This is a genomic window from Rossellomorea sp. RS05 (assembly GCF_039822645.1).
Taxonomy (GTDB): domain Bacteria; phylum Bacillota; class Bacilli; order Bacillales; family Bacillaceae_B; genus Rossellomorea; species Rossellomorea marisflavi_B.
In genome coordinates, this window is record NZ_JBDKWY010000011.1 from 43,989 (window position 1) to 60,358 (window position 16,370).

A 16,370-nucleotide genomic window follows, 5' to 3' on the forward strand; every position below is an offset into this window, starting at 1 on the left:
AAGCACCTTCCGCTTCAATGTACTCTTTGGTTCTGAATGTGGGATTGGAGGGGGGCATCAGATCCAGCTGGTCTTATATAGGACAGTGTGCTTTCTTTTCCAATTCTTTGTTCGGGAGCAGTGGGAAGGGGTCCGTTTCTTTTCGCTGCAGGCGCTCGCTTCTCCTCCTATTCCGCTGGAGTCGAGCGTATTTCAATTCACTCTTTTGGTTTTGAATTTGGGAGTGGAAGGGGAATGGATTTCATCGAGCTGTCTATGTATAGGTGAAGGTGCCGCCTTCTTGGTTTGAATGTTTAGGATGTGGCAAGTTGAAAAGCCCCTGCGTTGCGGGGCTTTTTGGTGGGCGGCTCAATGTTGATCTTTGGGACTCTTCTTAGGGTGTAATGTGAGGGTGAGGGAAGGTGTGGGTTATGAGACGAGTCTGGGGTGAATAGGATAGTGTAGAGTGCAGGTGACGCATCAAGTTATGGAGCTCCGGGTCAGAGCGCGATAAATTCATGCGTCAGCATCACTTGTTGTTTCGTTTGGCCTTTTCGAGGATCTGCTTGGCGAGACGGTAATACGTATCGGCTTCGATCTTGGATTCTGCCCGTTTTAAGTGCATCATATAGTTTTGGAATCGAAGTTTGTCGACAGACGAGACTTTCATCACGATTTTCCTCATTTTCCTGCTCCTTTGATGGACAAAATTGCGTCCAATTGCTTATTCTGAATTTTCTGTAAATAAAATATAATAATAGTAAATGATTCCAGAGGGTGGATAGAATGTCCATAATCGAAGTGATTCTGTTACCAATGTTGATGGGTGGTATTGGAGGCTTGGGGCATATCCTGGTATTCAAGAATGGCCATTTCACTTTCCCACGGAAATTCATCGATGACCAGGGTGAGAAACACTATGTGTTTGGTTCGGTCAAGGACATCATCATCGGGGTATTGGCCGGATTCATATCCGTGCTGCCAGTTGTTGATACAGTCCCGGTCTGGTATATCATCTATATCAGTTTATTATCGGGAATCGGGGGAAGTTCCGTCATCACGCGAAAAATCGAACAAAATCTTGCAGAGACGAAGGCGTCTTATATTCAAGAGCTATCTCATTATCAGCTCGAACTGACCTCTAAGGGAGGATCTTCAAATCATAATGAGGTGAAACCTGTTGACGATGTGGAAGAACAAAAGAATCAAGGTTGAGCTGCCACCCGAGCAGTATGCCAAAGCCCAGCAGTATCTAGAACGGCTGAAGGAGGCAGATAACCTGGTCGAGCTGAACTACTACTACAAAAAAGTGGCACAAATATTAGGGAAGTCTCAAAATGTGTGAGAATCAACCACTGACGATGAGTCAGCTTTTTTTCTGTACAGGAAAGATGTATCGGGGATACTTCTCTTCTTGACCCATTCACCCTCTGGAGTACCGAAAATCGGGGTAGCCACGCGCTATTCTTTTTTTTTCGCCTGGATCGGAATGACAGGTGTCGACAAAAATAAATGTAGTGGATGGACATTGTTATGTCAAGGTGTTTTTACCGTAATTTGGTATGAATGGTGGGGAAAAGGGTGAGAATATTTTCCTGGACCCCTAGAAAAATAGAGCAGTACTCGAATACTGTCTACATGTGAACAAAAGTGAACCGGACAATAATAAATCTACCCTTATCTCGCATTTTCTTATATTATATGCTTATAGGCATAATGAGACAATTTATTTCTCGCTATGCCGGCTGAAGGAGGAACATGTTATGGACTTGATGCAGTGGTATCAAAAGGCGATGTCATCGGACGCCTATTTAGAATATATGAAGGAAAACAAAGAACGGACGGCTTCGATCCTCGAGAAGTTCTCGATCCCTGAAGAGGACCGGGAGCTGCTGGAGCGGATCGGGGAGCATTCCCTTAAAGTGATCGCCATTACAGAAGATTGGTGTGGAGATGCCATGGTCAATATTCCGATCCTCCTTAAGCTTGCTGAAGCAGCGAATATCGAGGTGAAGATGATTCTGAGGGATGAAAACCTCGAACTCATGGATCAGTACCTAACAAATGGGACGTCACGTTCGATTCCGATTTTCATCTTTATTGATGAAGAAGGAAAGGAACGCATGGTTTGGGGACCGAGGGCTCCTATGGTGAAGAAAGTCGTAGATGATGAGAACGCCAAACTGCCTCCAAGGGATCATGAGGACTTCCCATTAAGGAAAAAAGAGATGATTCAACGACTGGGGAATCTTTACTCAACAGATAGGACCATCTGGCAGGAAGTTTATGATAGCTTGAAAACAAGCCTCGTTCAGAGCATCCTCATGTAAAAAAGATGACAAAAGGTATGGGAAAACCGTACCTTTTTGTTTTGGATACGAATACATGGGGTAATGGTAATTAGTACCTCATATATTGGTAGTTTTTGCCGGTTCACGAGCACTGACATTCACGGTAAGATGTTTATGAATGAGGAGTTGAAGCATTGTGATCCACCAGAAGACAAATTCAATCGTGATTGAGTCACTGAATAAATTTCCCCATAAAATTCACATAAAATTGGGAGACATCCTGAAGGAAAGAGGGTTGACACAGGGAGACCTTCACCGTTTGACGGGGTTGCGTGTGGCAACGATCAATGAATTGGTCAACTTTAAGAAAAAGTCCCTCACTGTCGCTCATCTTGTTTCCATCATGATCGCCCTCAGGATCACGGATCTGCGGGATCTCATCGAGATTGAATTCGATGACGAAGTCAAAGCCTATTTCCAACAAGAGAATCAACGAATGAAGAATGGATTCACCCCCGACCTGAACAAAACCGTTGACCGGAACGTGAAGCAGATGTCGGAAGGGACCAGGAATTAAGCGGCCGGATGGCCGCTTTTTTGCTACCGTGAACCTACTGAAACAATTTCGTAATGGGAATCCAGGGGCAAAATCCTTTATCATGAAGGGAAGGGGTTACTGCCCTGAAGGAAATGATTATGCAGAAAGAGTGATAGGATGGATGCAGTAGCAAGCTATGTGCAATTTTTACATATGAAAATAGAAAAGCCGACGCTCAATTATCTCCAGCGCCTCATCGGCCAGCATCTTCTGAAGATCCCTTATGAGACATTCAGTAAATTTCATTATTTCTATTCAGGCGAGACGTACGTACCGTCCCTGGACACCTTTGTGGACAATCTCCATTCAAGGGGATGGGGAGGGACGTGTTTCACCTTGAACATCAACTTTGGCAGGCTTCTGACGCGTCTCGGGTTTGAATGTCGTTTTGTACGTGTCAATCCCGGCCATCTCGGCCTGATGGTCTCCATCGACGGCAGGAAACTATATGTCGATGTGGGGTATGGATCCCCCATCATGAAGCCGATCGAGCTTGAGTCCAGACAAAAGCATATCCTCCATGGATTCGGTGAAGAAATCATCTTCTCGAAGAAGGATCACGTGGAGTTCGAAATCGACAGGCGCTCCAACGGGAAGACCTTCGTGAAAAAAGTGATCGAATGGGTGCCCCTTGATGAGGAAGAGCTTGTACCGGACATTGGAGCTTCCTATGCCGATACGGACGATAATGTCACAATGAGGAGGATCACGGCGGTCCGCTTCCAGGGCAATCAATGCTACTTCCTCAGGAACCGATCCTTGAAGGTCATGACCTACCGGAATATCCGCGAATATCAAATGAAGGACTTTGAAAAATGGAAGGAAATCATCCAGGAAGTGTATCAATTCGATTCCTTGGCGCTCCGTGATTCCATCCGATTCCTGGAAGACAGGAAGATCGATCTTTTTCCGTGACAATCCTCCACACATTGACAATTCATTAGATTTTTCTTTTGAAAAGAGGTATGATATTGTGCGTCGGGTCAGATGCCCAAATGAATATTTCGGACGTATATGTGTATGATGGTACTAGTGGGAACGGACAGACTAATGGAATTCAAATAAGATTAGGATGATGATGGATGAAACGAGCAAGAATTATATATAATCCTACTTCCGGGAGGGAGCTTTTCAAGAAGCATCTTGCCGAAGTGCTGATCAAGCTGGAACAGGCAGGTTATGAAACCTCTGTCCATGCAACGATCTGTGAAGGGGATGCGACCAAGGCCGCCCAGATCGCCGTTGAGCGACGTTATGATATCGTGGTGGCAGCAGGCGGGGACGGTACGCTCAATGAAGTCGTGAACGGACTTGCCGAACAGGACTACCGGCCTAAGCTTGGGATCGTCCCTATGGGAACGACAAATGATTTTGCCAGGGCCCTCCATATCCCGAGAGATATCAGCTCTGCCATCGATATCATCACGAAGGGCGAGTCCATACCGGTTGATATCGGTCGTATGAATGATCGCTACTTCATTAATATCGCAGGCGGCGGAAGGATCACGGAGCTTACATATGAAGTGCCGAGCAAGCTGAAGACGATGATCGGACAGCTTGCCTATTACTTGAAAGGCATCGAAATGCTCCCTTCCATCAAGCCGACCGATGTATCGATCGAGTATGACGGGAAGCTATTCGAAGGCGAAGCGATGCTGTTTTTGATCGGTCTGACGAATTCAGTCGGCGGGTTCGAAAAGCTTGCCCCTGATGCGTCCATCAATGATGGATTATTCTCTTTGCTGATCCTGAAAAAGACCAATCTGGCAGAATTCATCCGGATTGCTTCCATGGCCCTCCGAGGGGATCATGTCAAGGATCCGCATGTGATTTATACGCAGGCCAATCGTATCAAGATCAAGGCAAAGGAAAAGGTACAGCTGAACGTAGATGGCGAGCTCGGTGGAGTGCTTCCTGCCGAATTCGAGAATCTTTACCGCCATCTACAGGTGTTTGTCCCGTTGGATAAGATCCGACCGGAAGACAAAGCGCTGTGATGAAGGATTAAAAAAACCGGATGACCATTGCGATTTCAATTGAAATGCATGGTATCCGGTTTTTTTGTTCGCGATCCGCGTTGCTTCTACTTGAGGATGGCCAGGTAAAATACGGCGGGGAAGCCAATCAGAAAGATCCATCCGATCTGCTGCTTGTGGCGAAGAGGGACCTTCCGGACGACCCACGAAAGGATATGGGCGGCCATGACGTAGAAGAAAACCCAGATAAGCTGGCTGACTACGAAAACGAAAAGGTAGGCGAGTATGGTTTCCGATTTCATTAGGAGTGACACGCCGAATCCGAAGGTCAGGACGAGGAATGTCAGAGCTATCAGTATGTATGGGAGCCACCAGCTGCGGGTCTTCAGGGTGAGGAACACCCCGATCAATACGTTCATGATCAATATCATATTCACAAGAAATTCTTCATTCATAGTATCTCCTACTTTGTTCCGGCACGATGCTGGTTTCTACCTACCACCTTTCCCCATGATCGACAAAGGTAAACGAGTCAGGAATTGACAGACTTTCCACTGAAAAGCCCGGGGGAAAGGGGTTCATCGCCCTCATATTCTCGTAAATCCGGCTTCTGGTCAATAGGAATTGTTTCCTGACTAATACCTCGTGTGGTACAGTGGATGAAACAAGCACGACCTATGAGCCATGAAAGGGTGAGGGCCATGTATATCGTTCATTCAACATTCAATGTTCCGCCGGAAAAAGCCGATGAAGTCATCTCCATCTACCAAAAGCGTTCCGGACTGGTCGATCAGGCGGAGGGTTTTCAGCGCTTCCTTCTTTTACAAAATGAGAAGAAGTCTGGGGAAATTACAGTACATATGGAGTGGGATACAAAGAAACATTTCATGACGTGGGTCCAGGGGGAAGATTTCAAGAGGATCCATGAGCTCGAGAAGAAATACCCGGATCAGGGGCTTGCAGCCATCGTTCCGTCCATTGATAAGTTCAAGGTGGTGGCGTACTGATGGAAAATCAGCTCTTGATTGATAACGTCGTGGAAAAGCTATATAAGCGCTACCCTGAACTGCAGGATCGATTCGGGGAAGAAGGACGGAGAAAGTGCAGGGAAGACAATGTGCACCATTTCAACTATCTCCAGGCGGCTGCGGATGTGGGGGAAGAGAAAATTTTCGTCGACTACGCCATTTGGTTGAACAGCGTCCTGGTGAGCAGAGGCATGAAACCAGACCATCTGATCGATAATTTCGTCTGTATCCATGAAGCGATCGAAGAAGGGGAAGGGGACAGTCGCTTCACTTCCTATCTGCAGGCAGCCATCCGGTCCATCCGTCAGGGGGAACAGTGTGAAACCCCTTCCTGATTTCGTCCCGGAGACGTGTTTATGGTACAATCATGGAATGAAATCTGAAAAGGAAGATCGACATGAAAAGAATAGCACCCATTACTAAAAATGAATATATCGAAGAGGCGCATTTCGAGGATTTGACCCATGACGGCAATGGCGTAACCAAAGTGGATGGGTTCCCGATTTTCGTTCCGGACGCCCTACCCGGCGAAACCGGTCGTGTCAAAGTCGTGAAGGTCGGAAAAGGCTTCGGCTTCGGGCGACTGGTTGAGAGACACATTGACAGTCCCTTCAGGCAGGAGCCGCCTTGTCCGATCTATTCGGAATGTGGCGGATGCCAAATCCAGCATATGACGTATGAAGGGCAACTTCAGGCAAAAGAAAAGAACGTCCGCGATGTGCTCGAGAGGATCGGGAAACTCCGTGATCTCCCTGTCCACCCCGTCCTCGGAATGGAAGAGCCGTGGCGCTACCGGAACAAGGCTCAGGTACCCGTCGGGCTTCAAGACGGCAGACTGGTGGCCGGATTCTATCAAAAGCGAAGCCATGAAATCATCGATATGGATCACTGTATCATCCAGTACGAGAAGAATGATGAAGTGATCCAGAAGGTGAAGGATCTATGCGCAGACCTCGGTGTCCAGCCTTATAATGAACAGTCTCATAAGGGTGTCCTCCGCCACATCATGACGAGGACGGCATTCACCACGGGTGAAGTCATGGTGGTCATTGTCACGCGTACCAAAGCCCTTCCCCATAAAGAGGAGCTGATCAAGGGGCTCACCCAGTCAATCAGCGGTCTGAAATCCATCGTCCATAATGTGAACGGCAAACGGACGAATGTGATCATGGGAGATGATACCCGGGTACTGTGGGGGGAAGAAGTCATTCACGACAGCATCGGGGATGTGAAGTTCGCCATATCGGCAAGGTCGTTTTATCAGGTGAATCCTGAGCAGACGAAGGTCCTTTACGATCAGGCCTTGGCATATGCCGATCTTCAGGGAGAAGAAACGGTCATTGATGCCTACTGCGGAATCGGGACCATTTCATTATTCCTCGCACAGAAGGCAAAGAAGGTATATGGAGTGGAAATCGTCCCTCAGGCCATCGAGGACGCCCGGAAGAACGCAGCGTTGAACGGGATGGACAATGTAGAATTCGAGGCAGGACCCGCCGAAGTCGTCATTCCAGCCTGGTATGAGAAGGGCATCAAAGCCGATGTCCTCGTCGTGGACCCGCCACGTAAAGGCTGCGATGAAGCACTCTTGAACACCATTCTTTCCATGAAGCCGAAGAAGGTAGTCTACGTGTCCTGCAACCCCGCCACCCTGGCAAGGGATCTGAAGATCCTTGAAGCAGGTGGCTACCGGACGAAAGAGGTACAGCCTGTGGATATGTTCCCGCAAACGATGCATTGCGAAGCCGTCGCGCGTATTGAATGGGAAGGGGACCCCCATGTATCTGACGATTGAAGAAACAGCAGAGTATCTTTCCCTCCCAGTCGCCTATATCGAAAGCCTCATCCTTGAACGGAAGGTACGGGCTGTACATGATGGAGAGCGGTACTTGATCAATAAAGAGCAATTCACCCACCATCTTGAACAGATGGAGAAGATGAAGCGTCAGCTTGCCGAGTATTGGAATGAGCCGATACCGGAAGACCCTGATGTGAAAGACGAGGACTGACAGGTCCTAAGATAGGAGCAGTGAACATGAACGGACAACAGCGTGTGAATATCAAACCGGGTATCGAAGTGGATATCGTCTTGAAGAAAGATCAGCGCTCCGGTGCGTTGACCAGGGGGATCGTCAAAGATATCTTGACCAACTCGCCTCAGCATCCGCACGGCATCAAGGTCCGCCTGCAAGACGGACAAGTGGGCCGCGTGAAACAGATCATAACGGAATAAACAAAAGCGTCCTTCGTTTTGAAGGGCGCTTTTGCTGTTTTCACACGTATTTCAGGGAGACTCCTTGTCTGAGTTCTCTTAGCAGCCTTTCACGCCGGAGATACAGCCTCTGGGCTTCCTCGTGGGTGATGTGGGCAAATCTCAATTCATCGCCTGGCTTCGCCTGGGCGACCCGCGGCAAATCGATGGAAGCGACCTCGGCGATCCTTGGGTATCCCCCTGTGGTCTGCCGGTCGGCAAGGAGGACGATGGGCTGGCCGTCAGGAGGTACTTGGATGGTCCCGGTTGTGACGGCTTCAGAAATCATATCCTGGTGAGTTTCGGTCTGAAGGGCGGGTCCCGATAAGCGGCAGCCCATCCGGTCCGACCGGGGAGACACTGTGTAGGATTGATTGAAAAGTGCCTCCCGGCTTTCCTCTTGGAATTGGCCATGCTCATTTCCCGGCATGATGCGGATTGTCCGCGAACGAGAGTGATCGATGAGCTCATGGGGGATAGACCAATCCGTCGTGGGGTTCCTGGTGAGCGCGTTCCCCATTTTTATGGAAAGACATGATGGAGTCCCGACGGTCAGTCTGTCCCCTTTCTGCAAGGCCCTGCCCCTGTAGCCCCCGATCCCTGCCCGTAGGTAGGTACTCTTGCTGCCCATCACCTCGGGTACTTCAATCCCTCCGGCAACGGCCAGATAGGCACGGCAGCCTTCTTTCGGGATGCCGAATCCTAGGATGTCCCCCTCTTCTATTTTAAGCGGCTTCCAGAGCGGCTGTTGGACCCCGTTGATGGTTGGGGAGAGATCGGCACCGCAAATGGAGAGGAGGGTCTGCCCGTGGAAACGCAGATGAGGTCCTGTAAGGGTGATTTCAATCAACGCTGAATCGATGTCGTTACCCGCCAATAAATTTGCCACTTTATGGGCCAAGGGATCAATGCTGCCGCTTACTGAAACGCCGAATTGCTGAAACCCCCCTCTCCCTAGATCCTGTATGGTCGTCAGTAATCCCGGTTTTAAGACTTCGATCATCGGTTGGCCTCCATTTCTTTGTATTCTTCAGCGGTTATGGTTTTGAATCGAAGGCGGTCGCCTGCCTGTAACAAGCCGGGCGGACAAGCCTGAGTGTCGAACAGAGCGACGGGTGTCCGGCCGATTAGCTGCCAGCCGCCGGGGCTTTCCAGGGGATAGATGCCTGTCTGGCTTCCGGCGATGCCGACAGAGCCACTCGGAACCCTGAGGCGCGGTTCCTTTCTTCGCGGAGTCGCGATTTCTTCAGGCATGCCGCCGAGATATGGAAACCCGGGGGAAAAACCGATCATATGAATCAGGTAAGGAGAGGCGGAGTGCAACTCTATCACCTTTTTGGGAGTCAGGGCATTCCACTCTGCCACAGACTCCAAATCCGGTCCGAAGTCGCCCCCATAGCATACCGGAATCTCGATTGTCCTCGGCTCCTTATCGGTTTGAAGAGGGGTGGAAGAAAGGATCATATGTATTATATCCATTGCTGTTTCGTAAGGGAGTCGGCCCGGATCGTCCAGATTCGTAGGATCGTAGTGAAGTGTGACCGTGGTGAAGGCGGGTACGATATCAGTCATCCAGGAGAGGTCTGCCCGTTCGATGGCAGAGCAGATGCTCCTGACCTTCACATGGGTAGCGTGATCGATTGAGGGACCGGCCTCGATGACGAGGGCATGATCTCCCAAGGGACGTAAGGAATAATCCACATGTCATCCTCCTTTATGTTTGAAAGTTTAAACTTATCTGACTCTCATTATAGTAGAATGGCCAGTCATTTCAACGAAGAACGCCCGCAGGCTCCTTGAAAAAGTGAATAATCCGAACTTTCCTTATAAAAGCGCCATCTTCATGCGACTTTGTGTTATTATTTAGTAATTCGAAATACTCGTATCGCAAGGGACGGCGATCTTTACCTATTTGGGTAAGGGGATATGCAGTGGTTTCTTTTACGGCAAAGGCCAGCCTCCCCGGCGTAACGAAATCAGAATCAAGGTTGTTAGAAGAGAGGAGGGTTTCTATGATCACTGTGAAAGATCCCCTGTGGACACGATCTTTTGTGATGCTGATGGTAGGGAACCTGTTTGTATTCATGTCATTCCAGATGCTCATCCCGACGCTTCCGCCCTATATCAAATCGATTGGGGCCTCGGGTTTTGAAATCGGACTGGTCACAACATTATTTTCCCTCGGTGCGGTCCTCAGCCGTCCGTTCATCGGTTTCATGCTTGGGTATAAAGAAAGGAAGCCCCTCGTATTGGGGGGAGCGGCCATGCTCCTCGCCATCACGATCATCTACCCCCTATCCAGCGTCGTCCTGATCTTCCTGTTGTTCAGGTTCGTTCACGGTCTGGTGTGGGGGTGGTCGACGACGGTCAATGGCACCGCGGCCGTTGATGTGGTGCCGAAATCAAGGCTTGGTGAGGGGATGGGCTATTACGGGCTGTCGATCACGATCGGCATGATCATCGCCCCGAGTCTTGGAATCTATCTTTACCAGGTTACGACCTTCACGAATCTGATCATCACCTCCGGCATACTGGGGCTCATTGCGGTTCTCCTGCTTGCGGTTGTGCGCTATCAGACCCCGAAGGTCGTCAAGGAGACGAAAAAAGAGAACCTGACCTTTTCATACCGGGATTCCCTTATTGAGAAGTCGAGCTGGTTCCCGGCTTTCATCACGATCGTCATCACCTTCGGCTACGGCACGATCGTGACATTCATCGTGATATTCGGAGACGAACGGGGCATCGATCATATCTTCCTGTTCTACCTCTTCAATGCCATCCTGGCGTCGCTCTCTAGACCGATTGCGGGGAAATGGTTTGATCAGAGGGGGCCGAAGGGGCTTGTCCTGTTCTGCATCGCTGTGACGTTCATCGGAATGTGGGTGCTCTCCTATGCCCATTCGGATGTCATGATCTCCATTGCAGGCGTTTTATTCGGAATCGGTTTCGGTTCCTTGATCCCGACGCTTCAATCCTGGACGCTGTCGTTGACGCCGGAGCATAGGCGCGGCGTCGCGAATGGAATGTTCTTCTCATCCATCGATCTCGGGATCGGGCTGAGCGGGTTGGTCTTCGGTGTATTGGCACAGTATATCGAGATCGGGATCTTGTTCCAGATCTCAAGCATTTTCCTCTTGGCTGCCTTTTTTATCGCGATTTTCCACGGGAGGAAGAAGAAATTGGTTCATCAGGCGGCCTCCTAGTTTACGGGTCGCACGACAGTGGTATGATGATAGGACTATCCCTTTTCAATGCGGTGATGCCGCCATTGGAAGTGGATAGTCCTTTGTTCTGTAATGAATGAAGGTCTATGCGACCATGGTACAAAGGACCATTCGCAAAATGAAAAGGAAATGACATTTTATCACGGTGAAATTCTGTTAGAATGATAGAAATAGATCAGTCTGCGGATTGTTGGTTCCGCATTTAACGGAGGATATTATGACAGAAGAAAAACTGCTAATGGAAAAAACATTCCATGAAACATTCACAGGGGATACCGGAAGGAATCTTCATCCCATCGAGGTCCTGGGTGCTGCCTTCGTCGAAGAACAGAAGAATGAGCCTTATGACCTGACCGATATCCGCTTTGCGCAAGGGGAAGTCTATTTCCACTGCAAGGATTATGAAGCGGCCATCTTCAAGTGGGAAAGCGTTCAGAACGAGCGTGAGCCTTGGGCGAAGAAAAACATTGCCGATGCTTATTATGAGCTCGGGATGCTTTCTTCCGCCGAAGATGTGTATACCGCCATCCAAACCGACGGAGCCGTATTGACGATGGAGGTATCCCTGCAATTATTCTCCCTTTATATCGAACGGGAGAAGACTCAGGAAGCATACCGCGTCATCGAGAAGGCACTCGGCATCGATCCGGACTATCCCAATGTTTCCTCGATTGCCCGTGCATTCTACGAGGGCCAGCAGGATTGGAATAATGCCATCGAGCTTGCAGTGAGGGAAGCGCTCCGCACGAAGGACGGCAAATGGTTTTCCGTTCTCGAGGAATACGCGGTCAAAGGGTACATCACATCGTTTGCCCCTGCGTACTTCCACGACCTCCTCATCGCTTCCTATGAGAGCGATTCAAGGCAGTTCAGGGGACTTGTTGCAGCATTCTGGAACAGCTACAAGGTGGAACCTGCACTGCATATCGAGTGGATGCAGACAATCAATACCATTTTTGAATACGTGCAGATCGAGAACCATGAATCGTGGGATGATATCCTTTCCCTTTATAAGGAATCCTTCAACGGCTTCATGGAGAGCGGTCATCTGATCCATGATCTGCAACCCTTCATGCCTGGTCTTGTAACAAACTGGCTCAAAGTGAGCCGTGCAGGGTCATCCCTGCTTGCGGCTTCTGCCGTTCTTGCATGGAACGATGTGTTCTCGTATTCCCTTGAGCCCGGGGTTGCGGAAGAAGCCGAGGCGCTGCTCATCGAGTCGGCAGAAGATGCCCGCTTCGAGGATGTCCTCCTCTTCCTTAACAGGATCATGGCTTGGTCCGAATCGAATCGTGTACCTGTAGGCTATAAGACAAAGTGGATGTCCGAGCAGTTGATGGATTATAGCAGGAACCATATCGTCGTCGCAGGAAGCGTCTCAAGCGGGAAGTCTTCCTTTGTGCAGTCTGTCCTCGGTGAGAGTATCGGGGAATCAGAAGGTTCAACGGTGGTCTACACCTATCATGATCAGCCTGTCGAAGTAAGTGAAATTCATGGAGAAGGCGTCCGCCGCGTGGAGAGCATCGCTGATTTCGAAGAGGTGATGCACAGGGAAGCGTTTGTCGAGTACAAGATCCCTTCAGACTTCCTGAAGAAAAACAGTGCCGTCCTCATTGATGTCCAGGCAGGACAAAGGCATCAGGATGATCTTGCTTCGTTCTATCCGGTGGCAGATGGACTGCTGTATGTACTGAATGCCGAGGCGCCGTTCAATGCCGAGGATCGTCAAGTGCTACGCAGACTGCAGGAAATCGATCAGCCCGTCAAGATCAACTTCCTGTTGAACAAAATGGATAAGGTAGGGGTACATCCCGATGATGTGATTGAGTCCGTGGAACGGAAGGCGAAGGAGTGGTTCCCAGAAGCGGAAGTGCTGCCGTATTCGTCCCTTGAGGCCGTTTCCATCCAGCGTACAGGTGTAGAAGCATTCATGACCCGTCATTATGATGTGAGTCCTGCGTATATCAAAGCAGAGAGAGGGACGAAGCTCTTCTACCTCGTGCGTAAAACCTTGAAGGATCTGTATTCGATCCGCAAGAATAAAGAAATCGCCTTGAAAGAAAGCATTGCGAAAAATGAAGACATCCTGTCACGTCTGAATGGATTCCACAATCATCTCGGTGATATGCAGGGAGAGAAGATTGCCCTGATCAAAGATTCCTTCCACGAGCGCAAAGAAGCGGTCAAAAAGGAAATCAGGACGGAAATTCCGAATATCCTGCATAAATGCTCCGAGCTGATCAACGAAGAAAGTGACTATAAGAATATCCATACCGAGCTCAATGAAGCGATGAATACAAGGATACAGGAATATCTCCAGAATGACCTCATGCCGAGATACCTCGATTCCCTTCAGGGATGGCTGGCAGCATCGAAGCATGAACTGCAGGAAAGCCAAGAGTATCTCTATGAAATGAGTTCGACCTTCAATGGTCTGTTCGGGGAAGAGCGAGTCGTCCTTCAATGTGATGATCAGGTGCTCGACGACTGGAGAAGGGATGTAAGCCGCATGGGGACGAGGGCGCAGATCGATAAGGAAAATATCCTCCTCCGCTTCAAGCCTGCCCAGTTCCTGTTGAAGAGTGCCGGGAAGCTCTTGGGCGTGCTGCCTCAGAACAAGACGCTGCTATACAATCAGTACAAGCGATACCTGGAGAATGAGGACTACGGGGATATTACTGAATCCGTAGTGACGAAATTCTTCCTGCAGTTCGATCTGTTCGAGAAATCGTTGGAACAGGATATCCGCTCCTTCTATGCACAACCTTTCCACCAGCTCTCTTTGACCATCAAAGGGACAGAAGGGGAAATCATGGAGGACAAGGAACTTCTGAGCGAAATAAAGGCGGATCCCGAAAGATATTTCGACCCGATCACTTTATTCGAAGTGAAACTCCTGCAATATGAATATATGATGAAGGCAAGCTATCAGCCTTCTCAAAAGTATTCCCGATAAAAAAGCTGTCACGAAACTGTTTTAGTCATAGTAAAACCCGAATTAACTTGCTTGCGATAAGGCAAATGAATTCGGGTTTTTAAGTTATGTAAAGAACATTACTATTTCATTGTTTCCAGCGGTTGATCGGAGCGCAAGACGAAGACTCCTGTAGCTGATGTGAGACCCCGCAGGCTTGCCGAGGAGGCTGGCGGGCTACCCGCGGAAAGCGAAGTCTTGCACGGAAATCATGAGCGGTATTAAAAATCTACACTGCTATTGTTCGTCATTGTATGATCACTTTTGTCCTACCCTCTTTTTATGTGGCAAAGATGGACGTCATGATCCGTTTCAGTGAATTCTCCGTGCGCACTTCCGAGAAGTCCAGTCCAAGGTGGATCGCTGTCTGGGCCACTTCGGGGCGGATCCCGGTCATGATCGATTTCACGCCGAGAAGGTTGAGGGCATCCACCAGATGGAACAGCTGCTGTGCGACCATCGTGTCGATGAGAAGGACACCGGAAAGATCGATGATCAGGGTGGAGAGCTGAGATTGTGAGCTCTGCTGAAGCGTTCCTTCCAGTATGCTCCTTGCCCTGGCTGTATCGATATCGCCAATGAGGGGAAGGAGGCCGATTTCATCTGTCAGGGAGATGACGGGCGAGCTCAATTCATTGATGAGATCAGACTGGGCTTGAAGCCTGTCCATGATATACGTCAAATAATGGGAAGTGAAGCGTTCAAGTACGTAGTCTAGTGAGCTGTTCAGTTGTTCTTCCCACTGGAAGACTTCAGCAACACCGATTTCAAGACCGGACTCGTTGACGAATTTTTTGACGAAGTTCCAATAGACTCTCCTGAAGACGGCTGAATTCCTTACCACTTCATCAAGGGTGGTGGTAGAGCGGCTGCGATCGGCAGCCGTTTTCTTCGTCCACTCATCAATCGCTTCCTTCATCTCTTCTTCTGGGCGGATCAGGCATTTGGCCAAGAGCCTGGCGTAAGTCGCATTCTGCTCTTTCACCCGCTCCTGGACATCCTGGGGTGCCTCGGCGGAATAATGGGAGCCGTACTTCACGCGTTGGCGGGCGGCCCATTCCTCAGTGAAATGATAGGCATTTTCGTTCAGATACTCATATAGTGCTAGTGAATGTGTCGTCATAAGGCTCTCCTTCGCAAATCTTCTCTACTCATTGTCTATCGAATGTAAGTCTTTGTCAATGAATGGTGCAGGAGGAAAAGAAATGGAGATGGATATATGTTACCATTGGAAGATACTGTTTAAGTAAAGGAGTATAGCATGGAAACGAATCAACCAATCCTCTCATTGCATCAACTGAAGAAAGCCTACAATGGAAAAGAAGTATTAAAAGGTGTAGACCTTGATGTGTTCCCCGGGCAGATCATCGGCTACATTGGTCCGAATGGGGCCGGTAAGAGTACAACAGTTAAAATCATCCTCGGACTTGAAGAATATGATGCCGGCTCAGTGAGGCTGTTCGGAGAAGAAATCACCTCTGCGTCGGTTGAATACAAAAAAAGGATAGGGTATGTGCCTGAACTTGCAGACCTGTACGATAATCTCACGGCACAGGAATACTTGACCTTCAGTGGAGAGCTGTATGGGATGGCCCCGGTCGAAGCGGATGAAAAAGCGGAAAAGCTGATGAGCCTCTTCGGGTTGTCCGAGGTGTATCATTCCAGGATTGCATCCTACTCAAAGGGCATGAAACAGAAGACCCTCATTATTGCGAGTCTCCTTCATGATCCGGATATCCTGTTCCTAGATGAGCCGATCAATGGCCTCGACGCCAATTCCGTGATGATCTTCAAAGAACTACTGGCGCAGCTTGCTACGGAGGGCAAGACGATTTTTTATTCCTCCCACATCATGGATGTTGTCGAGAAGATCAGCAGTCGCATCATCCTGCTTCATCAAGGGACGGTCGCAGCGAATGGAAGTTTTGAAGAGTTGAAGAATCAAAATCTGGAAGGTTCCCTCGAGGAAATATTCAATCAGCTGACTGGCTTCACCGAGCATAAGGAAACGGCGTCTGAGATCGTTTCGGTCGTAAGGGGAGTGTAGTG

20 protein-coding genes are annotated in these 16,370 nt (G+C 49.2%); 14 read left to right on the forward strand and 6 right to left on the reverse strand.

From position 1 onward, the window contains the following. Window positions 1-508 precede the first annotated feature (508 nt). Window positions 509-664 carry a hypothetical protein gene (locus ABJ225_RS20350; protein WP_156183310.1) on the reverse strand — a complete coding sequence of 52 codons (156 nt, stop codon included), beginning with the start codon at window positions 662-664 and terminating at the stop codon, window positions 509-511. A 131-nt stretch (window positions 665-795) separates the two neighbouring features. Between ABJ225_RS20350 and ABJ225_RS20355 the strand changes: the two genes are divergently transcribed. The 6 genes from ABJ225_RS20355 (at window position 796) to ABJ225_RS20380 (ending at window position 4,865) form a co-directional block, all read left to right on the forward strand. Continuing rightward, window positions 796-1,194, forward strand: a complete 399-nt coding sequence (locus ABJ225_RS20355) for a DUF4257 domain-containing protein (RefSeq protein WP_160140957.1) — start codon at window positions 796-798, stop codon at window positions 1,192-1,194. Beyond that, a complete protein-coding gene (locus tag ABJ225_RS20360) occupies window positions 1,166-1,324 on the forward strand; it encodes a hypothetical protein (protein ID WP_156450566.1) in 159 nt (52 codons plus the stop codon). Before ABJ225_RS20355 ends, ABJ225_RS20360 begins: the two co-directional genes overlap by 29 nt. A gap of 418 nt (window positions 1,325-1,742) precedes the next feature. Next, complete coding sequence (locus ABJ225_RS20365; RefSeq protein WP_056532578.1) at window positions 1,743-2,309, forward strand: thioredoxin family protein; 567 nt, start codon at window positions 1,743-1,745, stop codon at window positions 2,307-2,309. A gap of 157 nt (window positions 2,310-2,466) precedes the next feature. Next, window positions 2,467-2,847 (forward strand): helix-turn-helix domain-containing protein, encoded by a 381-nt coding sequence (locus ABJ225_RS20370; protein ID WP_056532582.1) that lies wholly within the window; start codon window positions 2,467-2,469, stop codon window positions 2,845-2,847. A 138-nt stretch (window positions 2,848-2,985) separates the two neighbouring features. Then, window positions 2,986-3,783 (forward strand): arylamine N-acetyltransferase, encoded by a 798-nt coding sequence (locus tag ABJ225_RS20375; protein WP_347321476.1) that lies wholly within the window; start codon window positions 2,986-2,988, stop codon window positions 3,781-3,783. Between the two features lie 167 nt (window positions 3,784-3,950). Then, entirely contained in the window at window positions 3,951-4,865 is a 915-nt protein-coding gene (locus tag ABJ225_RS20380; RefSeq protein ID WP_048007539.1) for a diacylglycerol kinase, read from the forward strand. A gap of 86 nt (window positions 4,866-4,951) precedes the next feature. On the opposite strand, the gene ABJ225_RS20385 is transcribed toward ABJ225_RS20380, so the two are convergent. Then, the gene (locus ABJ225_RS20385; protein ID WP_318340610.1) at window positions 4,952-5,299 is read right to left on the reverse strand and encodes a hypothetical protein; all 348 of its coding nucleotides are present in this window, start codon (window positions 5,297-5,299) and stop codon (window positions 4,952-4,954) included. A 246-nt stretch (window positions 5,300-5,545) separates the two neighbouring features. Here ABJ225_RS20385 and ABJ225_RS20390 point away from each other — a divergent pair, with 246 nt between their 5' ends. From ABJ225_RS20390 to ABJ225_RS20410, 5 genes are all read left to right on the forward strand, one after another. Next, window positions 5,546-5,851, forward strand: coding sequence for an antibiotic biosynthesis monooxygenase family protein (locus ABJ225_RS20390; protein WP_053428883.1), 306 nt, complete (start codon window positions 5,546-5,548; stop codon window positions 5,849-5,851). Further along, entirely contained in the window at window positions 5,851-6,207 is a 357-nt protein-coding gene (locus tag ABJ225_RS20395; RefSeq protein WP_318340611.1) for a hypothetical protein, read from the forward strand. Before ABJ225_RS20390 ends, ABJ225_RS20395 begins: the two co-directional genes overlap by 1 nt. 62 nt (window positions 6,208-6,269) lie before the next feature. Beyond that, window positions 6,270-7,667 carry a 23S rRNA (uracil(1939)-C(5))-methyltransferase RlmD gene (gene rlmD, locus ABJ225_RS20400; RefSeq protein ID WP_347321477.1) on the forward strand — a complete coding sequence of 466 codons (1,398 nt, stop codon included), beginning with the start codon at window positions 6,270-6,272 and terminating at the stop codon, window positions 7,665-7,667. Continuing rightward, window positions 7,651-7,881, forward strand: a complete 231-nt coding sequence (locus ABJ225_RS20405) for an excisionase family DNA-binding protein (protein WP_053428880.1) — start codon at window positions 7,651-7,653, stop codon at window positions 7,879-7,881. Before rlmD ends, ABJ225_RS20405 begins: the two co-directional genes overlap by 17 nt. 26 nt (window positions 7,882-7,907) lie before the next feature. Continuing rightward, the gene (locus ABJ225_RS20410; protein ID WP_048007545.1) at window positions 7,908-8,105 is read left to right on the forward strand and encodes a YwbE family protein; all 198 of its coding nucleotides are present in this window, start codon (window positions 7,908-7,910) and stop codon (window positions 8,103-8,105) included. A 40-nt stretch (window positions 8,106-8,145) separates the two neighbouring features. Here ABJ225_RS20410 and ABJ225_RS20415 read toward each other — a convergent pair whose 3' ends face one another. The 3 genes from ABJ225_RS20415 to ABJ225_RS20425 all read right to left on the reverse strand — a co-directional run bounded on the left by ABJ225_RS20415 (window position 8,146) and on the right by ABJ225_RS20425 (window position 10,143). Then, on the reverse strand, window positions 8,146-9,126 hold the full coding sequence (locus tag ABJ225_RS20415) for a 5-oxoprolinase subunit C family protein (protein WP_347321478.1): 981 nt from the start codon (window positions 9,124-9,126) through the stop codon (window positions 8,146-8,148). Further along, a complete protein-coding gene (pxpB, locus tag ABJ225_RS20420; RefSeq protein WP_347321479.1) occupies window positions 9,123-9,824 on the reverse strand; it encodes a 5-oxoprolinase subunit PxpB in 702 nt (233 codons plus the stop codon). The genes ABJ225_RS20415 and pxpB overlap by 4 nt, the downstream gene beginning before the upstream one ends. A 70-nt stretch (window positions 9,825-9,894) precedes the next feature. Beyond that, window positions 9,895-10,143, reverse strand: a complete 249-nt coding sequence (locus tag ABJ225_RS20425) for a hypothetical protein (protein ID WP_056532602.1) — start codon at window positions 10,141-10,143, stop codon at window positions 9,895-9,897. Between ABJ225_RS20425 and ABJ225_RS20430 the strand changes: the two genes are divergently transcribed. Together ABJ225_RS20430 and ABJ225_RS20435 are read left to right on the forward strand one after the other, a co-directional pair. Continuing rightward, the gene (locus ABJ225_RS20430) at window positions 10,136-11,326 is read left to right on the forward strand and encodes an MFS transporter (protein ID WP_347321480.1); all 1,191 of its coding nucleotides are present in this window, start codon (window positions 10,136-10,138) and stop codon (window positions 11,324-11,326) included. The genes ABJ225_RS20425 and ABJ225_RS20430 overlap by 8 nt on opposite strands. Window positions 11,327-11,564: 238 nt before the next feature. After that, window positions 11,565-14,303, forward strand: a complete 2,739-nt coding sequence (locus tag ABJ225_RS20435) for a GTP-binding protein (protein WP_347321481.1) — start codon at window positions 11,565-11,567, stop codon at window positions 14,301-14,303. A gap of 298 nt (window positions 14,304-14,601) precedes the next feature. Here ABJ225_RS20435 and ABJ225_RS20440 read toward each other — a convergent pair whose 3' ends face one another. Next, the gene (locus ABJ225_RS20440; RefSeq protein WP_148985957.1) at window positions 14,602-15,444 is read right to left on the reverse strand and encodes an STAS domain-containing protein; all 843 of its coding nucleotides are present in this window, start codon (window positions 15,442-15,444) and stop codon (window positions 14,602-14,604) included. Between the two features lie 138 nt (window positions 15,445-15,582). On the opposite strand from ABJ225_RS20440, the gene ABJ225_RS20445 reads away from it, so the two are divergent. Then, the gene (locus ABJ225_RS20445) at window positions 15,583-16,368 is read left to right on the forward strand and encodes an ABC transporter ATP-binding protein (protein WP_317948790.1); all 786 of its coding nucleotides are present in this window, start codon (window positions 15,583-15,585) and stop codon (window positions 16,366-16,368) included. Window positions 16,369-16,370 lie beyond the last annotated feature (2 nt).